Origin of the sequence: Rosistilla oblonga (assembly GCF_007751715.1) — a bacterium.
Classification (GTDB): Bacteria; Planctomycetota; Planctomycetia; order Pirellulales; family Pirellulaceae; genus Rosistilla; species Rosistilla oblonga.
In genome coordinates this window covers 1,370,632-1,389,048 of record NZ_CP036292.1, presented here as the reverse complement: position 1 = coordinate 1,389,048, position 18,417 = coordinate 1,370,632, and the positions used below count along the sequence as shown (strand labels likewise).

Annotated in this window: 7 protein-coding genes; all 7 read left to right on the top strand. The window is 57.7% G+C overall.

What is annotated here, in order from left to right; genetic code table 11:
- Positions 1-306 precede the first annotated feature (306 nt).
- The 7 genes from CA51_RS04910 to CA51_RS04880 all read left to right on the top strand — a co-directional run bounded on the left by CA51_RS04910 (position 307) and on the right by CA51_RS04880 (position 18,209).
- A complete protein-coding gene (locus CA51_RS04910; RefSeq protein ID WP_145118325.1) occupies positions 307-2,520 on the top strand; it encodes a serine/threonine-protein kinase in 2,214 nt (737 codons plus the stop codon).
- A 6-nt stretch (positions 2,521-2,526) separates the two neighbouring features.
- Positions 2,527-3,210: a hypothetical protein gene (locus CA51_RS04905; RefSeq protein WP_145118323.1), complete on the top strand. Its 684-nt coding sequence runs from the start codon at positions 2,527-2,529 to the stop codon at positions 3,208-3,210.
- 119 nt (positions 3,211-3,329) lie between these two features.
- Complete coding sequence (locus tag CA51_RS04900; protein ID WP_145118321.1) at positions 3,330-5,618, top strand: efflux RND transporter permease subunit; 2,289 nt, start codon at positions 3,330-3,332, stop codon at positions 5,616-5,618.
- A gap of 282 nt (positions 5,619-5,900) precedes the next feature.
- On the top strand, positions 5,901-15,200 hold the full coding sequence (locus tag CA51_RS04895) for a type I polyketide synthase (RefSeq protein ID WP_197451602.1): 9,300 nt from the start codon (positions 5,901-5,903) through the stop codon (positions 15,198-15,200).
- A 10-nt stretch (positions 15,201-15,210) separates the two neighbouring features.
- Entirely contained in the window at positions 15,211-16,464 is a 1,254-nt protein-coding gene (locus CA51_RS04890) for a GNAT family N-acetyltransferase (RefSeq protein ID WP_145118316.1), read from the top strand.
- Between the two features lie 8 nt (positions 16,465-16,472).
- A complete protein-coding gene (locus CA51_RS04885) occupies positions 16,473-17,498 on the top strand; it encodes a DUF2156 domain-containing protein (protein ID WP_197451601.1) in 1,026 nt (341 codons plus the stop codon).
- Between the two features lie 48 nt (positions 17,499-17,546).
- The gene (locus tag CA51_RS04880; RefSeq protein ID WP_145118312.1) at positions 17,547-18,209 is read left to right on the top strand and encodes a class I SAM-dependent methyltransferase; all 663 of its coding nucleotides are present in this window, start codon (positions 17,547-17,549) and stop codon (positions 18,207-18,209) included.
- Positions 18,210-18,417: the final 208 nt, after the last annotated feature.

Sequence of the window (18,417 nt, the reverse complement as noted above, 5' to 3'; positions counted from 1 at the left end):
AACGATCGCTACCGGGACGGGAGATATTGCCATAATCCATGCCGACCAAACCACAACGTGTTTTTAAAGCGACACGCACTCGGACTCGGCTGGCTGGATTCCCGCAGGTTGAACGAGCCGCCTGAGCGATCTAACTGGGACGCCCGATGAGCTCGCCCGACGGCACCGGTTCAGTCGTAACCGCGATGATCGGATCGACGGTGCCCAGCCGGTTGCACCAGGAGAACGATCGAGCGGAGTCCGATCGAGAGGGAGGGCACCGGAAGAATTACTCCGGCAGAGCATTTCTACCGTTGAACAGGGCCGATGCGGGACTTAGTCTGGGGATTTGATGCCCAACGCCACGGCAAGCGTCCCGATCTCGATCACCCCAAAATGCGGATGAGCACGCGTTCCGAAGATTATCCGTATTTGTCACCGCCAGAACTGCCCGATGAGCTTGGGCGGCTGGGGGCGTATCGAGTTTTGGAGCTGATCGGCGAAGGGGGAATGGGGAAGGTCTTTCTGGCCGAGGACCAACGGCTGCAGCGCAAAGTCGCGTTAAAAGTGATGAGCCAGCGGATTGCGGCGTCGAAGCATGCGCGGGATCGGTTCGTCCGCGAAGCCCGCGCTCAAGCGGCGGTGCACCACGACAATGTGGCGACGATCTTCGAGGTCGATGAACAGAACAACACACCTTTCTTGGCGATGGAGCTGCTGAAAGGCCAATCGCTCGAACAGGTCTTGCGCAAAGGCTACAAGTTCAACACGAAACAGATCATCGCGATCGGACGCCAGGTCGCGCGTGGGCTCGGCGCGGCGCATCAGCAGGGGATCATCCATCGCGACATCAAACCGGCGAACATCTGGATCGAAGCCGAAAAGGGGCGGCCGAAGATCTTGGACTTCGGTCTAGCGGCGATGACAGGTCCCGTCGATTCGCTGTCGCGTCGCGGCGCAGTCGTCGGCACGCCCGGCTATCTCTCGCCCGAACAAGCTGCCGACGAACCTGTCGACGACCGCTCGGATCTGTACAGTTTGGGGATCGTGATGTACGAGATGTGCAGCGGTCAGCTGCCGTTTCGCTATTCCAATGTGGCGATGATGTTGATCGCCATCATCGCCCACTCGCCGCGTTCGCTGAACGAGTTCGTCGAACATGTTCCGCCTCAACTGTCGGACCTCATCGACCGGTTGCTCTCAAAAGAGCCCAAGGATCGACCGCCGAGCGCCAACGCGTTGTTGGAGGAACTGAAGTCGTTGACCGATGAACCGGCGTCTCCTTCCGCTGCTGCCACCGAGACGTCGAACGAAAGCCTGCCGGTCGAGATCACGATTCAAGACACACCACCGACACGTCCTTTGCGTTCGACGAAAAACCGCCGCTCAAATATCCCGCTCGCCGCGGGGGCGATCGCCGCAGCTTTGTTGGCTGTGGTGGTGGGAATCGTTGCGATGCGGCCCAAGTCGAGCCCACCGGAATCGGGAAACAACGTCGCCGCACCGCCGACAAAACCGCTCAAGGCCAAACCGGTTGTCGTGACGACCGAGATGCTTGCGCCATTGAAGATGGAGGCGGTGACTTTGGAATCCGATCGGATCACGGTGGGACAGTCGGGGCTGATTCGATTCCGTTTGGTGAATACGGCAGCCAATCGCCAAGTCGATCCCGCAATCCTGGCCGGCAAAGCGGGTGTCGCGGCCAAGGCCCGAGTCTTCTTAAAACCGCAATCCGGCGGCAGCGAGCGGCCGGCCACGATGTTCCCGCTGCGGGTCGCCGGCGCTCGGATTCCTCCACCAGGCAAGTCGTTGGAGATGTTGGCGCGGTTTGAAAGCGAAGATCTGCCGCCGGGAACTTACGATCTCTTCCTGCGACTGATGACTCCCGACGACCAACTGAGCTCGCAAGTTGCCGCTCAAATTTCGGTGGCCGCCGATTATTCCAGCGGCCCGCTGTCGGGATTCCAACAGATCACAACACGCTCGGGAACCGGCGCCGACACGACGGTTGTCCGTGGCGACGACAAATCGCGTGGCCAACAGGATTTGCTGTCGGTGCAGTTGCCTGAAAAAACGGACGGCTCGCTGCAGTACATCTATTTAAGGTTCGACGTCAGCCGCTGGGAGCACCCGTTGGCCAAACTGCAGGACGCGGTCATCAGTCTCGCTGTCAAAGGAGGCGCGGCGGCGAAACTGGAACTTCGCCTGTACGGGCTCGACGCTCAACAAGCTAGCCAGTGGAAAGAGCAGGGGGAGGGAGCGCTGGTCTGGAAGAACTCTCCGACGGCTCAGAACCTTGGCAAAGCGAAGTATCTGTGCAGCACCACGATCGACAACACCGAGGGGCGATTGGCCGACAAGGCGAACGACAACGTCCGTTTTTTCGGCGACGAACTGGATGCGTTCCTACTGACGTTCCCCGATCCCGAGGTGACGTTTGTCGTGGTCAGCCACAGCAAGCAGGCCGAAAATACAATATTCTTTTCCAAAGAATCAACTGACGTCGACAAAGTCCCTCGCCTTCACCTGAAGGTTCAATAGCAGATCATGTCCCCATCGCACCCAACCGATCGAACGATCCAATTGGCGCGGCAATCGACCCGTTGGTCGCAAGCCGACAGCGCCGGCGGCTACACGATGCGTTACATCACCGCGATGCGAAACTACCTGATCGATCTGTGGGGCGATGGCGAAGCGGCCGACAAATCGTTGGTCTTGCTGTTGGGACATCTCGCGTCGAAGGGGTTTGGCGAGTCGGAAAAGGGGCGTCTACGCGATTACCTGTTGCGTTCGGCTCGAGGGGCGGCGACGGCACAATATCGACGCGAACCGTCGGAGGTGGTCCCGCCGATCGATCAGATGCAGGTCGATGATCCGGCCTGGCTGGATAACTGGCGGGAATGTCTGCTGGCTCGCGTATGGCGGGCATTGGAGCGATTCGAACACGCCAATCCCGGCAATTTTGAGTACAGTGCACTTCGCTTGGCAACGGAGCAGCCCGACGACACCGAGTCGATGCTGGCGGTTCGTGTTGGCAACAAATTCGAAACGCAGGTTACACCCCAAAAATTTCGAATTACGCTGGAGGCAGCGCGGCTGCGGTTCGCTCAACTGATCGCCGATGAGGTGACCGACACGCTCGAATCGCCAACGACGGAAGATGTCAACGCCGAACTGGCGGCGATCGCTCTGCAACACCTGGTCGTTCCGTTTTTGGGCCGGGGCACCTAAACCACGCTCGCGCTTCCGCTGGGCCAGCTGCTGACCGCTGAACTGCTTACCCTTCCCCAAATTATCGCCTATTATCTTAGCCCTGTCCGTATGGTCCAAGACTAGCTTCCAATTGGGGCATGATGAGGTCTCACATTTTTAACCGTTATCGAATCGTCATCCTGTTGTTGGCGTTGCTCGGTTTGCTGCCGATCGCTCGTGGCGCGATCGACGCCTTGGCGACCAATTCGAACCGCCCCGAGGACTGGTTGCCCGAGCGGTTCCAAGAGACCAAGGATCTGGCTTGGTTTTCGCAGCAATTCGTTAGCGACGACGTTCTGATACTCAGTTGGGACGGTTGTCATCTGGACGATCCGCGGCAGGCAGAGCTGACGGAGCTACTGCAGCAACCTGTCGACATCGCAGGCCAAAGGCAGATTCGGTTGTTTCGGTATGTCACGTCGGGCAACGATCTGGTCAAGCAATTGACCGACAATCCGCTGTCGCTTAAGAGATCGCAAGCGATTGCGCGCCTTAATGGTTGGATCGTCGGTGCGCCCAAGGCGGCGGGAGATCCGGTGATCAGTTCGGTTGTGCTGATGCTAACGGCTGAAGGGTGGCAGTTGCGCGATGCGATGTTGGCTCACGTTCGCGAGACGACCAAGCGGGTTGTCGGTTTGCCAAGCGACCAGATTCATATCGCCGGATCGACCTACGATGGCGTCGCAATCGATGAGGCCAGCCAGAAAAATATGGAGTGGTATACGATCGTCTGTTATGCGATCGGTTGCGTTGTCCTTTATCTCAGTTTTCGCAGCATCGCAATCAGCGCGTTTGTCTTCATGAACGCCGTTTATTGCCAGATGCTTAGCCTGGCGTTGATTTCGTTTGCCGGATCGACGATGGACAGCGTCATGCTGATGGTCCCCTCGTTGGTCTTCGTGCTCAGCATTTCCACCGGTGTGCATCTGGTCAACATCTACCGCGATGTCGTCGCCAGCGAAGGGCTGCAAGGAGCACCAAGCAAAGCGATTCGGCATGCATTTGCGCCCTGCTGGCTGTCGTCGCTGACGACCAGCCTGGGACTGATTTCCCTGGTCACTAGCTTCCTGCTGCCGATCCAGAAGTTTGGACTGTTTGCCGCCGTCGGCGTCGTACTGGGAACGGGGATCCTGTTTCTTTTGTTTCCGTGCCAGTTGGAACTGTGGTCGCCGCGGCGTTGGGCGGCGAAGCTGGCGACTGGGGCCGGCGAGGATCAAGGCTTTGCATTTCAAGGCGTGGTCGATCGAATTGCCCGCTGGTCGCCTGCGATCCTGCTGATCACCGCAGTGACGATGGCGGCCGGAATCGCTGGCATCACGCGGCTGCAATCGACAGCCAGGGTCCACGATCTGTTTTCGCCCGGCGCCAAGATCCTGCAGGATTACGAATGGTTTGAAACTCAGATCGGCCCACTTACGCCCGTCGAAATCGTGCTTCGAATCCCGAAGTCGTCCATCGAAGCGAGCACCAGCCGGACGCCGATGCTCGACCGAATGAACATGGTTCGCAAGGTGCAGCATGCAGCGATGCAAGTCGACGGCATCGGTGGGACCGTATCGGCAGTCAACTTCTCGCCAGGTTATCCCGACACCTTCCGATCGGGGACGCGAGGTATCGGCCAGATCGCTCAGCGAATTGTGTTGGAGCGGCGGTTTGAATCGCTGCGGGAGATGTATCGCGAAATGCAATACTTCCAAGACAACCCGCAGGAAGAGTTGTGGCGGATCAGCGCAAGGGTGCCGACCTCCGAAGAGATCGACTTGGAACGGATCGGGCGAGAATTGAAGGCGGCGATCGCCGAGGTGATCGACGAACGGGCTGGCGATCAAGACATTCGCAGCGTTGTCTGTGGCAGCATGCCGCTGATCCAAAAGTCGCAGGAACAGTTGCTGGACGATATGGCCCGCAGCTTTATCACAGCGTTTGCCCTGATTGCAGTCGCGATGATGGTCACGATGCGAAGCGTTGTCGCCGGCTTGTTGGCGATGATCTCGAACGTCTTCCCCGCAGTGCTGCTGTTTGGACTGCTCGGCTGGTTGGGCGTCAAAGTCGAGATTGGATCGATGATGACGATCACCGCAGCGATGGGGATCGCCGTCGACGATACGCTGCATTTTGTAACCTGGTTCCGACGTGGCGCCTCTAGCGGACTGACCAAACACGATGCGTTGGTCTACGCCTACCGGCACTGCAGTCGGGCGATGCTGCAAACCTCTTTGATCTGTGGGCTGGGATTGCTGGTCTACGCCCTCAGCCCATTCGCCCCAATCTCTCGTTTCGCTTGGCTGATGTCTAGCATGCTAGCTACTGCGTTGGTAGGCGATCTCGTGGTCCTGCCGGCGATCATTTCCAGCCGCATGGGAAATGCGTTTCTACCGCGACGTTAATCGTTTCCGAACGCCGCAGCCTCGCCTTAAACGCCTCCCGGATGCCACTTACAGAGCGTGAAACAGAACCACCTGAGTGCTTTCCCGTGTGCACCCGCATACGCCTCGGCAAACGAGGCGCCACCAATTCGGCATTACAGAAGTTCCCAATTGTATGCCCGCACCCCGGGAGTTAAAATAGAGGGCCTGGGGGGTATGCGACAGCAACAGCCATCGGTACCCACTCTCGGTGCGGATAGATTTCTCATAACTGCGATTCAAAAACGACAGGTTTTTTTAGATATGAATGCTGATTCCACGGTCAACTCTCATCAAGGTGAACCACTAGCAATCGTAGGCATTGGTTGTCGGTTGCCTGGTGGGGTTGTCGATGTTGAAAGCTTCTGGAGTTTGATCGCCGAGCGGCGTTCGGGAATTGTCGAGGTCCCCGAGACGCGCTGGGATCGCGAACACTACTACCACCAGAAGAACGATGTCGCCAATCGGATGGTTACCCGCTGGGGTGGATTTATCGATGGGATCGAGAACTTCGATCCGCTGTTCTGGGGCGTCTCGCCGCGCGAAGCATCGCGAATGGATCCACAACAACGTTGGCTGTTGGAGACGGCATGGGAAGCGATCGAGGATTCGGGAATCGCCCCAGGGAAACTGAAGGGATCCCAAACGAGCGTCTTTGTTGGCGTGGCGAGCCACGATTTCGCCAGCATTCAAATGTCCGAAGACGTGAGTGCCGACGTGCATACCAACAGCGGTTGCACGTTGAGCATCGCATCGAATCGCGTCTCCTACCTTTTGGATCTCAAGGGCCCTAGCGTCTCGGTCGACACCGCCTGTTCGTCGGCGTTGGTCGCGGTCAGCCTGGCCTGTGAGAGCATCTGGGCGGGAAAATCGACCGGCGCGTTGGCCGGCGGTGTTAATTCGATCATCACGCCTCACGCCACGATGGGCTTCAGCCGCGCATCGATGCTCTCCCCCGATGGACAATGTTTTGCGTTTGATGCCCGTGCCAATGGGTACGTCCGTGGCGAAGGGGCAGGCATGGTCTATATCAAACCGCTCCGCCAAGCGATCGCCGACGGCGATTCGGTTTACGCGGTGATTCGTGGTGCCGTAGTCAACCAAGACGGGCACACGTCGTCGATGACGGTTCCTGGAGTCGATGGCCAGTCGGAGATGTTGCGTCAGGCCTACAGCGAAGCCGGTCTCGCCCCAAATCGCGTCGCTTACATGGAAGCTCATGGAACCGGAACCTCGGTCGGAGATCCGATCGAACTGACGGCATTGGGCAACGTTTTGTCGAAAGGCCGCCCCGCCGACCAACCCTGCCTGCTGGGGTCGGTAAAAACGAACATCGGGCACTTGGAAGCTGGTTCGGGGATCGCCGGTCTGATCAAAGCTGCGTTGGTCTTGCATAAGGACCAAGTGCCGCCGAATCAGAATTTTGAAACGCCCAACCCCAACATCCCCTTCGACAAATTACAACTGCAAGTCGCGACACATCTGCAACCGCTGCCACATTACGATTCGCAACTGCCCGTCGCGGCTGTCAATTCGTTTGGGTTTGGTGGTACAAATTCGCACGTCGTCTTGGAAGCCGCTCCGCCGCCGGCCAAGCCATCGCTGGCTCGCACCGCGCCTCGTCAGCAACTGCATTCGCATTCCAATGGACACGAGAAAAACGGATCGAGCAACGGCGCGACTCATGACGCGGCAAACGGTGCGACCAATGGAGCTGCCAGCCGTGCGACAACAGTCTTGGCCGATCGACCTTGCTTGTTGCCGATCTCGGCTCGCGATGAGGTGGCGTTGAAAAGCTACGTCGCATCCTTCATCGATCTGTTAGACGATCCGTCGCTACCGTTGGAGGACGTTTGCTACTCCGCGGGCAGCCGCAAGGAACAGCATCACGACCGCTTGGTCTTCACCGCTGCCGACAGCAAAACGATGCAAGATCGCATGCGATCCTGGTTGGATGATCCGCGTGGGGCTACTGGATTTGTCCACGAAAAAACAACCGGGCCTCACGACAAACCCGTTTTTGTATTTACCGGACAAGGTGCGCAGTGGTGGGGCATGGGGCGCCAGCTGCTCGACCGCGAACCGCACTTCCGGGCGACGATCCAACGCATCGATGCGCTGTTGCAACCGCTGGCCGGTTGGTCGTTGCTGACCGAGATGCAGCGGGACGAAGCCGATTCGAAGATCAATCAAACCGCGATCGCTCAGCCCGCGATCTTTGCGTTGCAAGTCGCGCTAGTGGAACTCTGGAAGTCTTGGGGCGTAACGCCATCGAAGGTGGTCGGGCACAGCGTTGGTGAAGTTGCCGCCGCCTATTGTGCCGGCGTCTACAGCCTTGCCGATGCGGTCAAGGTGATCTACCACCGCAGCCGCTTGCAAGACACGACGGGGGGAACCGGCCGGATGCTGGCCGTTGGGCTCTCGGCAGCCGAGGCGCGACAGCGGATCGGCGATCGATACGATCGCGTTCAAGTCGCGGCGATCAACAGTTCCAATCTCGTCACGCTGGCCGGCGACACCGAGCCGTTGGAAACGATCGCTCAAGAGCTTGAGCAATCGGGGACGTTCATGCGTTGGTTGCGAGTCAATTACGCTTTCCATACGCATCAGATGGAACCAATCCGCGCGGAACTGCTGGAATCGTTAGCCGATATCCAGCCGCGGCCTGCGCAGATTCCGCTGGTTTCAACCGTCACCGCCAGCGAATTGGCCGGCGAGTTGATGGATGCAGAATATTGGTGGCGGAACGTCCGCTATCCAGTCCTCTTCAGCACCGCGATCCAGCATCTGATCGCCGCCGGTTCCGAAGCGTTCCTGGAAATCGGACCACATCCAGCACTGCTCAGTTCGATCAATCAATGTTTCGCCGACCAAGGCAAACAGGGAACGATCTATCATTCGTTGAGCCGCAACACCGATGAATCGGAACATCTGCTGAGCAACGTCGCCGGGCTGCACTGCTCTGGAATCGAGATCGATTGGGCCGCGGTCAACCAAACGCCGGGGCACTTGGTCAAATTGCCCCGCTACCCGTGGCATCACCAACGCAATTGGCTCAGCCCCGACGATATGAATCTGTTGTGGTTACAGCCCGACGTCCATCCGCTGTTGGGACGCCGCGTGATCGCGCCCGAACCGACCTGGGAATCGGCGCTGGACCTAGCCGTCTTCGACTACCTCTCGGACCATTCATTTTGGGGTTCAGTGGTATTCCCCGGCGCGGGCTATTGCGAGATCGGTCTGGCGTTGGCTCGGCATCTGTTCCCCGACGAGGCGTATGTCGTCGAAAACGTCGACATCAAAGATGCGATGTTTATCTCCGCCGATCGGATTCCACGTGTTCGCGTTGTCTTCCACGAAAAGGATCGCAGCTACGGCGTCTACAGTTCCACGGGCCGACGCGATGATTGGAAACTGCACGCCGAAGGCCGACTGACCTTGCTGGCGGCACCGCAACCGGCGGCTGTCGATCTGCAGCAGATCCGTGCGGCCTTGCCCGACCAAATGGAACACGAACAATATTATGGTGAATTCGCCGAAGCCGGTTACGAATTTGGGCCGCTGTTCCGCCACATCCATCACGTTTGGCGCGATACCGGCGAAGCGTTGGCCGAAGTCATCGTGCCGGCGGGGATCGAACGGACCGTCGACCAATACCATATCCATCCCGCAGTCTTGGACGCCTGTTTCCACATCTTCAAAGGCGTCCAAACGATCTCTCCCGAAAAACAGGCCGCCGATTACTTCTACCTGCCCGAATTTATCGGTCGCGTGCGGATGTACTGCGAAAATCCACCGACACGTTTCTGGGCGCACGCCAAACAGATCGCCGATGATGGCAAGAGCTTGCACGCCGACATCTTTGTCTACGACGACCAGGGGAATCGGATCGCCGACATCTTAGGCTTCCGCGCCGATCTGGTGGAGCAAAAGAAGTCGCCCGACGCGATCGAAAACGGCTATTATCAGTTCCGCTGGCAGCCCGAAGATTCGGGCGACAACGCGGCGGATGCGCCCGAAGTGACCGAAGCCGAATCTGCGCCCGAAGTCGCCGATACTGCGGACACCACATCGCCCGACACTTCCGAACCAGCGACCTATCTGGTCTTCATCGATCAGCAGGGCGTTGGCGAGAAGCTTTGCGAAACGCTGGCCGCACAAGGCCATCAAGCGGTCTCGGTTCGCGTTGGGGACACGTTCAGCAAGGAGGGCAAGGATCGATTCACGATCGATCCCGAATCGGTCGACGACTTGCGCCGGATCATGGCCGACACCGAAGTCCAGGTCGACGCGTTGGCGGGAATCGTCCACTGTTGGTCTTTGGATCATTGCACAACCGAACGATTGCAGGCTGATGATCTGGCCAATGCCCAGGCGACCGGATCGCTGCATGCGTTGCGGTTGGTCCATCTGTTGGAAGGACGTCCGTTCGCTCAACCACCACGCGTCCGATTTGTGACTCGCGGTGCCCAAAGCGTTCTCGAAACCGATAGCTGTCCACAACTTGCCTCCTCCCCGATCGTTGGTTTCGCACGCGTTGCCAACAACGAACACCCAGGGTTCCGTTGGACCGTCATCGACCTGGATGCTGTCGCTACATCGACCGAACACGATCGGTTGTTGCAAGAGGTGTTGTCGGGCAACGACGAACTGGAAGTTGCCTATCGCGACGGCGTCCGTTACGTCAATCGCTTGGCTCGCGTACCGTTGGATCAACTGGCCAATCGAACTCGCGATGCGTTCAGCGACGCGGGCAAAGCTGCCTACCGCCTGCAAACCGAAAAGCCCGGCATCCTGACGAATCTATCGTTGAACGAAACCAGCCGCCGCGAACCTGCCGCTGGCGAAATCGAGATCGAAGTCAAAGCGGGCGGAATCAACTTCCGCGACGTGATGAAGGCGTTGGGAATGTATCCCGGCAACCCGATCGACCTGCTGTGGTTTGGCGATGATTTCGCGGGAACCGTCACTCGCGTTGGCGATGGCGTGACCGATCTAAAAGTGGGCGATTCGGTGGCCGGAATGGCTCCCTATTCCTTCCGCTCGTTCACCACGATCGATCGCCGCTTGTGCTTCAAGATGCCCGATCATCTTTCGTTCCAGGAAGCAGCGACCCTCTCGACCGTCTTCCTGACAGCTCAATACGCGATCTGCGGACTGGCTCATATGCAAGCGGGTGAAAGCATCTTGATCCATGCCGGCACCGGCGGTGTGGGGCAAGCAGCGATTCAAATTGCTCAACACCTTGGCCTGGAGATCTTTGCAACCGCCGGGACGCCCGAAAAACGGCAACTGTTACGCGACATGGGCGTTCCGCACGTGATGGATTCCCGTTCGTTGGACTTTGCCGACGAAGTCATGGCGATCACCAACGGCCGCGGCGTCGACGCGGTCTTGAATTCCTTGGCGGGCGACTTCATTCCGAAGAACTTCTCCGTGCTGGCACCGTTTGGGCGCTTCCTGGAGATCGGTAAGATCGATGTCTACGGCAATTCCAAGATCGGGCTGGAGGCGTTGCGGAATAATATCTCCTACTTTGTGATCGACCTGGCGCAGCATCTGGAACATCGGCCGTCGTTTATCGCGTCGCTGTTTGCAGAGTTGTCCGAACGCTTTGAAGCTGGCGACTTCCGCCCGTTGCCCCACACGGTTTTCCCGATTAACGAAGTCGTCGACGCCTTCCGCTACATGGCGCAAGGAAAACACATCGGCAAAAACGTCCTTTCGTTTGAAGTCGATCGATTGGAGATCGGCCCGTGCACCGAAGACGCTCATCTGTTCCGCGAAGACGCCAGTTACCTGATCGTCGGTGGTGCGAGTGGGTTTGGCTTGGAACACGCGAAGTTTATGGCGAGACATGGGGCCCGGCATCTGGTCCTGATGAGTCGCAGTGGGGCACGCGACGAAGCGGCGATTGCCGAAATCGAACGATTGCGAGCGTCGGGCATCAACGTCGTCGACGCGCGCGGCGACGTAACCTGTCCCGATGACGTGCGTCGCGTCGTCGATGAGATCACCGCAACACTGCCTCCGCTGCGAGGAGTGATTCACAGCGCGATGGTGCTGGACGATGAATTTATCGTCGAACTCAACGATCAACGTTTCAACAAGGTCATGGATCCCAAACTGCTGGGAGCATGGAACCTACATCAAGCGACACTCGATGCCCCGCTGGAACATTTTGTTTGCTTCTCCTCCTTCTCGAATGTCGTTGGGGGTGCGAAGCAAGCGAACTACAACGCCGGCAACTGTTTCTTGGACGCGCTGGCCCACTACCGCAAGTCGCAGGGATTGCCCGCGCTGACCTACAACTGGACCGCGTTGTCGGGAGCTGGATTTGTCGACCGCAACGAAAAGACAGCTCAGTATCTGGACAAGATCGGCATGAAAGCGTTCAGCATGGACGAAGCGTTTCGCGTCTATCGCCAGATGCTGTCGCGAAATCCGGTGCAATTGGGAGCCTGCCGCGCCGACTGGTCGGCGCTGGCTCGCTTCAGCCCAATGGTTGCCAACGCCCCGATGTTCGCCGATGTGATCGGAGACCAACGCGACAGCGGTGCCGGTGGCATGCTGGGACCGCGGATCATCGCCGCTTCGCCTCAAGAACAGATCGGTTTGGTCGAGCACTTAATCGCCGACCAAGTTGCCGACGTGTTTGGAATCGAAGCCGCTCAAGTCGATCGCGAAGCGTCGTTGACCACGCTAGGACTCGATTCGCTGATGGCGATCGATCTGATGAATCGGATCGAGACCGAATTGGGCGTCACGCTGGCGATGGGAAGTGTGCTGGGTGGTTCGAGCATCAAAGACTTCTCCAAAGTTGTGCTGCGTCAGTTGTTGGAATCGGCCAATGTTTCCCAAACCAGCGGAGCGGGCGAAGCGACCGAGGCATCCAGCGATGTGCCGTTGGATCCCCTGGCGTTCCATGAAGAGACGTTTGCTCTGACGGCGGAACAGATCGCAGCCCTGCAACCGATGGACGACATCGCCACGCAGCATGTCGTGTCGATCGCCAAGGTTTCCTGTCGTTTGGACCTAAACGACATGCTGTATGCGTTTGAGCATCTGCGTCAGCGACACCCGATGTTGCGGGCGAGTTTCCACACGCAAGACGGTCGCCTGGTGCAAAGCTACGCAGACAGCGGCGATGCAGCCCGTTGCGTGAAGCTGCACGAAGCTCCGGCGGCCAACGAACTGTCGCAGCGGTTGAAAGAGTGTGTCGATCGGCCGTTTGATCTGCATTCGGGCCCCTGCGTCCGAATCGATCTTGTGCCTGTGCAGCGGCACGAAACGGTTGTCATCGTGACGGCCCACCAAGCGGTTGCCGATTCTCAGTCGTTGACGATCGTGTTGCAAGAATTGCTGGCCAATTACAGCTTGCAACAGCGGGGCGAAGCGATGCTGTCGTCGCCGATGAAAGTGACCTTCGAAGATTTTGCAGCTTGGCAAACCAAGTGGCTCTCGGGAGATCATGCACAGCAGTTGCAAAAACACTGGAGCACAACGCTCAAGGACGCCCCATGGGACTTTGAATTGCCGGCGGATTACGATCGCAGCGATTTGAGTTCGCGACATGCCACAAAGCGGTTCGCGCTCTCGGCGGATCTGTCGCAGCAATTGGTGACCCTGGCAGCACAGCAGGATGTACCGCAAGAACGCGTGTTGCTGACAGCCTTTCAGATTCTGTTGCACCGCCGAGCCAATCGGTCCGACATCGTCCTGGAACACGCGATGCACGGTCGTCGACAGCCTGAGTTGCGTCGTCTGGTGGGACCACTGGCAACGACAGTTCCCGTCCGTAGCCAAACCGGCGACGATCCAACTTTCCTTGAATTGTTGGCTCGCAATCAGTCGGCACTGGCTGCCGCGAGCGAACACTCTCCCGTGTCGCTAACCCAACTGCAACAGGACGCTGGCTTGGAATCGGTCGCAAGTTCGCTGGCTGTTGGAATTGCGATGAGTGAGATCCCCGGGGAGGATACGGCGGCGCTGGCCGCAATGGGGCTTGGCGTTGCCGGCGTGACCGCCAACGTCGATCGAGTCTCATTGCAGTCGATCGATTTTGAACACGCCCAATCGACCAACGCCATCTGTCTGCATTTGCAGATCGCCAACGGAACGCTGATCGGAGCTTGGGAATACGACGCTGCAAAATACGATCCGGCAACGATCGCCGGTCTACAGGATCTCTTCTCGCAATTGCTTGAGGAGGTTGCTTGCCATCCCGATCGTCGCGTCGCCGATTTCACCTGTTTCGCGGCAGCCAACGCCGATACCGAAAACGCTGATGCGACGCAGGCCAAGGCCAAGCTGTTGAGTCGTGCGGGGCGCGAAGCATTCGACGTCGATTTCGCCAAAGAGGCGATGCTCGATCCGGCGATTGCTCCGCCGCCAGGTGCTCGCTACGAATTTTGTCGTCCGCATGCGGTTCTACTGACCGGAGCGACGGGGTTTGTTGGTGCGTTTGTCCTGGAACAATTGGTTCTGCAGACCGACGCCAAGATCTACTGCTTGGTCCGCGCCAAGGACCTCGCCCGCGGCAGACAGCGTCTGCTGGACAATCTCCGCAAATATGAACTGTCGGTTCCCGACTTCGACAAGCGCGTCGTACCTGTCTGCGGTGATTTCTCCAAGCCGTTGTTGGGGCTATCCCAATCGCAATTCGACGAATTGGCCAAATCGGTCGATTCGATCTACCACAACGGTGCCGATGTCAATCTCGGCGCACCCTATGCTCAACTGAAAAACACCAACGTCTTGGGGACTCAGGAAGTCTTGCGGCTCGCCGCCCAGACGCGGCTGAAACCCGTTCACTTTGTCTCCACCTTCACGGTGATGGCCAGCGAGGCGACGCGTGGTGAAACGGTGGATGAAAACGATCCGCTGCCAGCGCCCGAGTCGTTGCTGCACGGATATTCCCAATCCAAATGGGTTTCCGAAACGATGATCCGCCAGGCGCAAGAACGCGGTATTCCAGCCGCCATCTACCGCCCTGGCCACGTAACGGGACACAGCGAGACCGGGGCGTCGAACATCGACGACCTGCTGCACACGATCATGTTGACCTGTTGGCGGATGGGATCCGCACCGCTGCGGTCGGGTGAACTGGATATGACGCCAGTCGATTATGTCGCCAATGCGATCGTGGGCATTTCGCTGCAGAACGAATCGCTCGGCGGAGTCTTCCATCTAACGAACCCCAATCCGCTGAACTATCGCTATCTGGTCGAATGGATGCAACGCGACGGGACTGGAATCCGTCCGGTTCCCTACGATCAATGGCGTTCGGAGCTCTTGGCTTTGACGGCTCGCGTCCCGATGGAAACGATGCAGACATTGGTCAAGACGATGGTTCCCGACGCAGCGGATAACAACGGTGTCGCTCCAGCGTTGCACCCTAAATACGACTGCCGAATCACGCTGCGACTTTTGAGTCAGCTGGACATCCGATGTGCGGAGGTCGACGCTCGATTGTTGAATCTGTATCTGGAATGCCTGAAGCGAACCGGGGCATTTCCTACGCTCGAGTCCGATTCGGCCAACACGGCCAATAGTGTTCAATAGGCAGCTATCCGTGACAAACGAAACGATCGGGTTTCACTATCGCATCTTCGATTCCGCCGATGCGGTCCCCGTGGAAGCCTGGAACTCGGTGCAGCAGCGCGTCGGAGATCCGTTTTGCGATCTCCGTTTCATCCGTGTCGTCGAGACATCGATGGCGGCCGACACTCGCTGTTGGCCTGTCGTTTTCTACGATGGAAAACGCCCGGTCGCGATCTCTTGCATTTCGCGATACCGCGTCGACGCAGGCGTCTTAACCGGTGGACCGTTACAAACGGTCATCGGTTTTGTGCGACGGGTGCTGCCGTCGTTTTTGTTTCTGAAAATTGTCTTTGCTGGTTTGCCAGTCTCCGCCGGCCAGCGTGGCCTGGTGATGCTGCCCGACACCAATCACCAAGAGGTTGTCCGCTTGATGGACGACGCCCTCGCGACAATCGCCCGCCGAGAAGCGGTGGGATTGATCGTGATCAAGGAGTTCGAACAGACCGATAGCGACTGGGCGGATCAATTCAGTCGGCAGTACCGGTACTACAAAGCCGACAGTCTGCCGATGAATCGTTTGGAACTCGCATTTGATAGTTTCGACGACTACCTCGCCGCCCGCAGTTCGCGCAGTCGGTCGAGCATTCGTCAGTCGCGGCGTCGTTTGCGCGACACCGGTTGCCAGTTGATTCAACTGCCGGGTGGGCCCGAAGCGATCGAGCGTTTTACCGACGAAGCCCATCGATTGTACCTGGCTGTTTTGGGGAAATCGCATTCGAGATTGGAAACGCTGCCGGCAGAGTTCTTTCGTGAACTGGCCCGTCAATTTGGCGATGCCGCTCACTTCACCTTCATCTACCAATCCGAACGCCTTGTCGCCGTCTCCTGCTCGCTCAAAGGTGACGATGTATTCCAGATGATGTTCTGTGGCATCGACTATTCATTGAATGATCAGGCACATCTCTATTTCAACATCATGTTTTCCGATTTGGACGTTGGATTTCGCCAGCACGTATCGCGAATCAACGTCGGCCAAAACGGCGATACATTTAAAGCCCGACTCGGTTGCCGGCAGATTCCGTTAAGTATCTATATCAAGGGACGCAATCTGTTTCGGCCGTTGTTGTGGATGTTCCAACGTTGGTTTCTACCCGCCGCGCCGTTGTTGGCGCCAATCGAAACCCTCAGCGGCAAACGCTCGCCGCAGGCGTCGGAAAAGTCGCAACCCACGGTAGCGCCGTCGGCGACTGTCGCTCGAGAAACTGTATTGGGACCTTTACCATGAGTGCAGTGATGCAAAACTTGGACGCGACGCATCCTGTGGAATCCCAAGCCTCTCCACGACAGCAGCGAGATCTTCTCGTCGACTTCCTGAAACGCTTTGGGGAGCGATGTGTCGGCTACTCCACATTGCAGCCCGGGCTGGAGTACTTCATCGACGAAGAGAAAGGCTACATCGCCTACCAAAGCTTCCGCCATCCGGTACTGGCACTCACCGGTCGCAAGATGATCCTCTCGAATCCCGTCTGCGACCCGGCCGACTATCGAGCGATCACGCAAGCGTTTTTGGCGCAACATCCCAAAGCGATCTTTTTGCAGGTCGATCAACATTACGCAAGCGTCTTGGAAGGGATGGGATTGCAGGTGAACTGTTTTGGTATCGAAACGGAGTTGCCGATCGATGGTTTTAGTCTCGATGGAAAGCTGCGCAGCAAGTTGCGGCAGTGGCGCAACAAGTGCCAACGCGAGCAGGTGGTTGTCGAGCACTGCAAGATTTCGGACGTCGATCCCGCGGAGATCCGATCGCTTTCCGACGCCTGGCTAAAGAATCGCAGCGGCCGAGAATTCACGCTGTTGATGAGGCCCTTTCAAGGTCGCGACGAAGAGGATGTTTATTTCCTGACCGCCCGACAACGGGGCGAATTGATCGGAATGACCAGCTTCGACCCGATCTACCGCAACAAAAAGATCGTCGGCTACTACCACAATCTCGATCGGATCTGCGCCCAGGCTCCTCATGGCACCAGCGCATTTTGTGTTTTAGAAGCGATCAAACAGTTTGCTGAAGCGGAGATCGAATACGTCTCGCTCGGCTTCTCACCGCTCTACGGTTTGCAAGAACAATACCGACACAGCCGCCTTGCCAACTTCTCACTTGGCTTTGCTTACGAGCACCTGAACTTTCTGTATCCCTTTAAAGGAAACGCGGTTCACAAGAAGAAATTTGGTGGCGTGGCGAAGCCGGTCTATCTGAGCAGTACGCAGGGCAATTCAATCCGCGAATTGTTGTCGATCATCAAAACTTTGAAGTTGTTATAAGGTCAGGGCCAGCGATGGCCAGCTAATTATTCCAAGGGATTACCCTCGATGCAGATATATCGAATTGGCGGCGCGTTCTATGACATGCTGCATTTGTCTTTGACGATGCGCAAAGAAGAGGTTTTAAAAGCAAATGCGATTGAAGGGCTGGGGCTGCAACCCGGCGCGACGGTTCTCGATTGGGGCTGTGGCACCGGATTGAGCTTGCGACTGTTGTATCCCTGGCTCCGCGACGGAGGAACGATCTACGCTGTCGATTCTTCGCCATCGATGGCCAAACGCGCGGTCGCCTGTTGCAAACCAAGCGACGTGCTGAAGTATCACTTTCTATTGCGAGACGGTTTGGATCTGCCGATCCAAGAGGAGGTCGATGTCGTCATCGCGTCGTATTCGTTGGGCGTTCTCTCCACCGACCAATTCGACCCGGCGCTACAGGGGATCTGGAAAGCGCTGAAACCAGGCGGGCGGTTACTGTTGTTGGATATGTACGTCCCGACCGAACAGCCTTGGTTGCGGCGAGTTTATCAAAAAGCAACGATCTCTTTTGCCAACAAAGTCTTTCGCCAAGACTTCTCCGAAACGCTGTTGCCCGCCGCCAACAAATACTTCGACACCGTATCGATCAGCCACGACGAACCGCTGATGGCAGTCACGTTTGTCGGCAAGAAACGAGAACTTCCTCTGGACAACTCGCCCGCTCAATCCAGCTGACTTCGCTTGCGGAGGTAAAAAATTCCGCCTTCGAAAACGTTGATCGATGCAGCGATCCGACCGGGCTCAATAACACCGGCGGCTCCAGCGATACCTGTTGAGTTTTCGCACACCTGCGTCCGGTCACCATCGGTGTCAGACGAGACAAATCTACGGCAACCGTTCTCTACAACCGGTAATACCCGAACCGAGCAAGAGTTTCTTACAC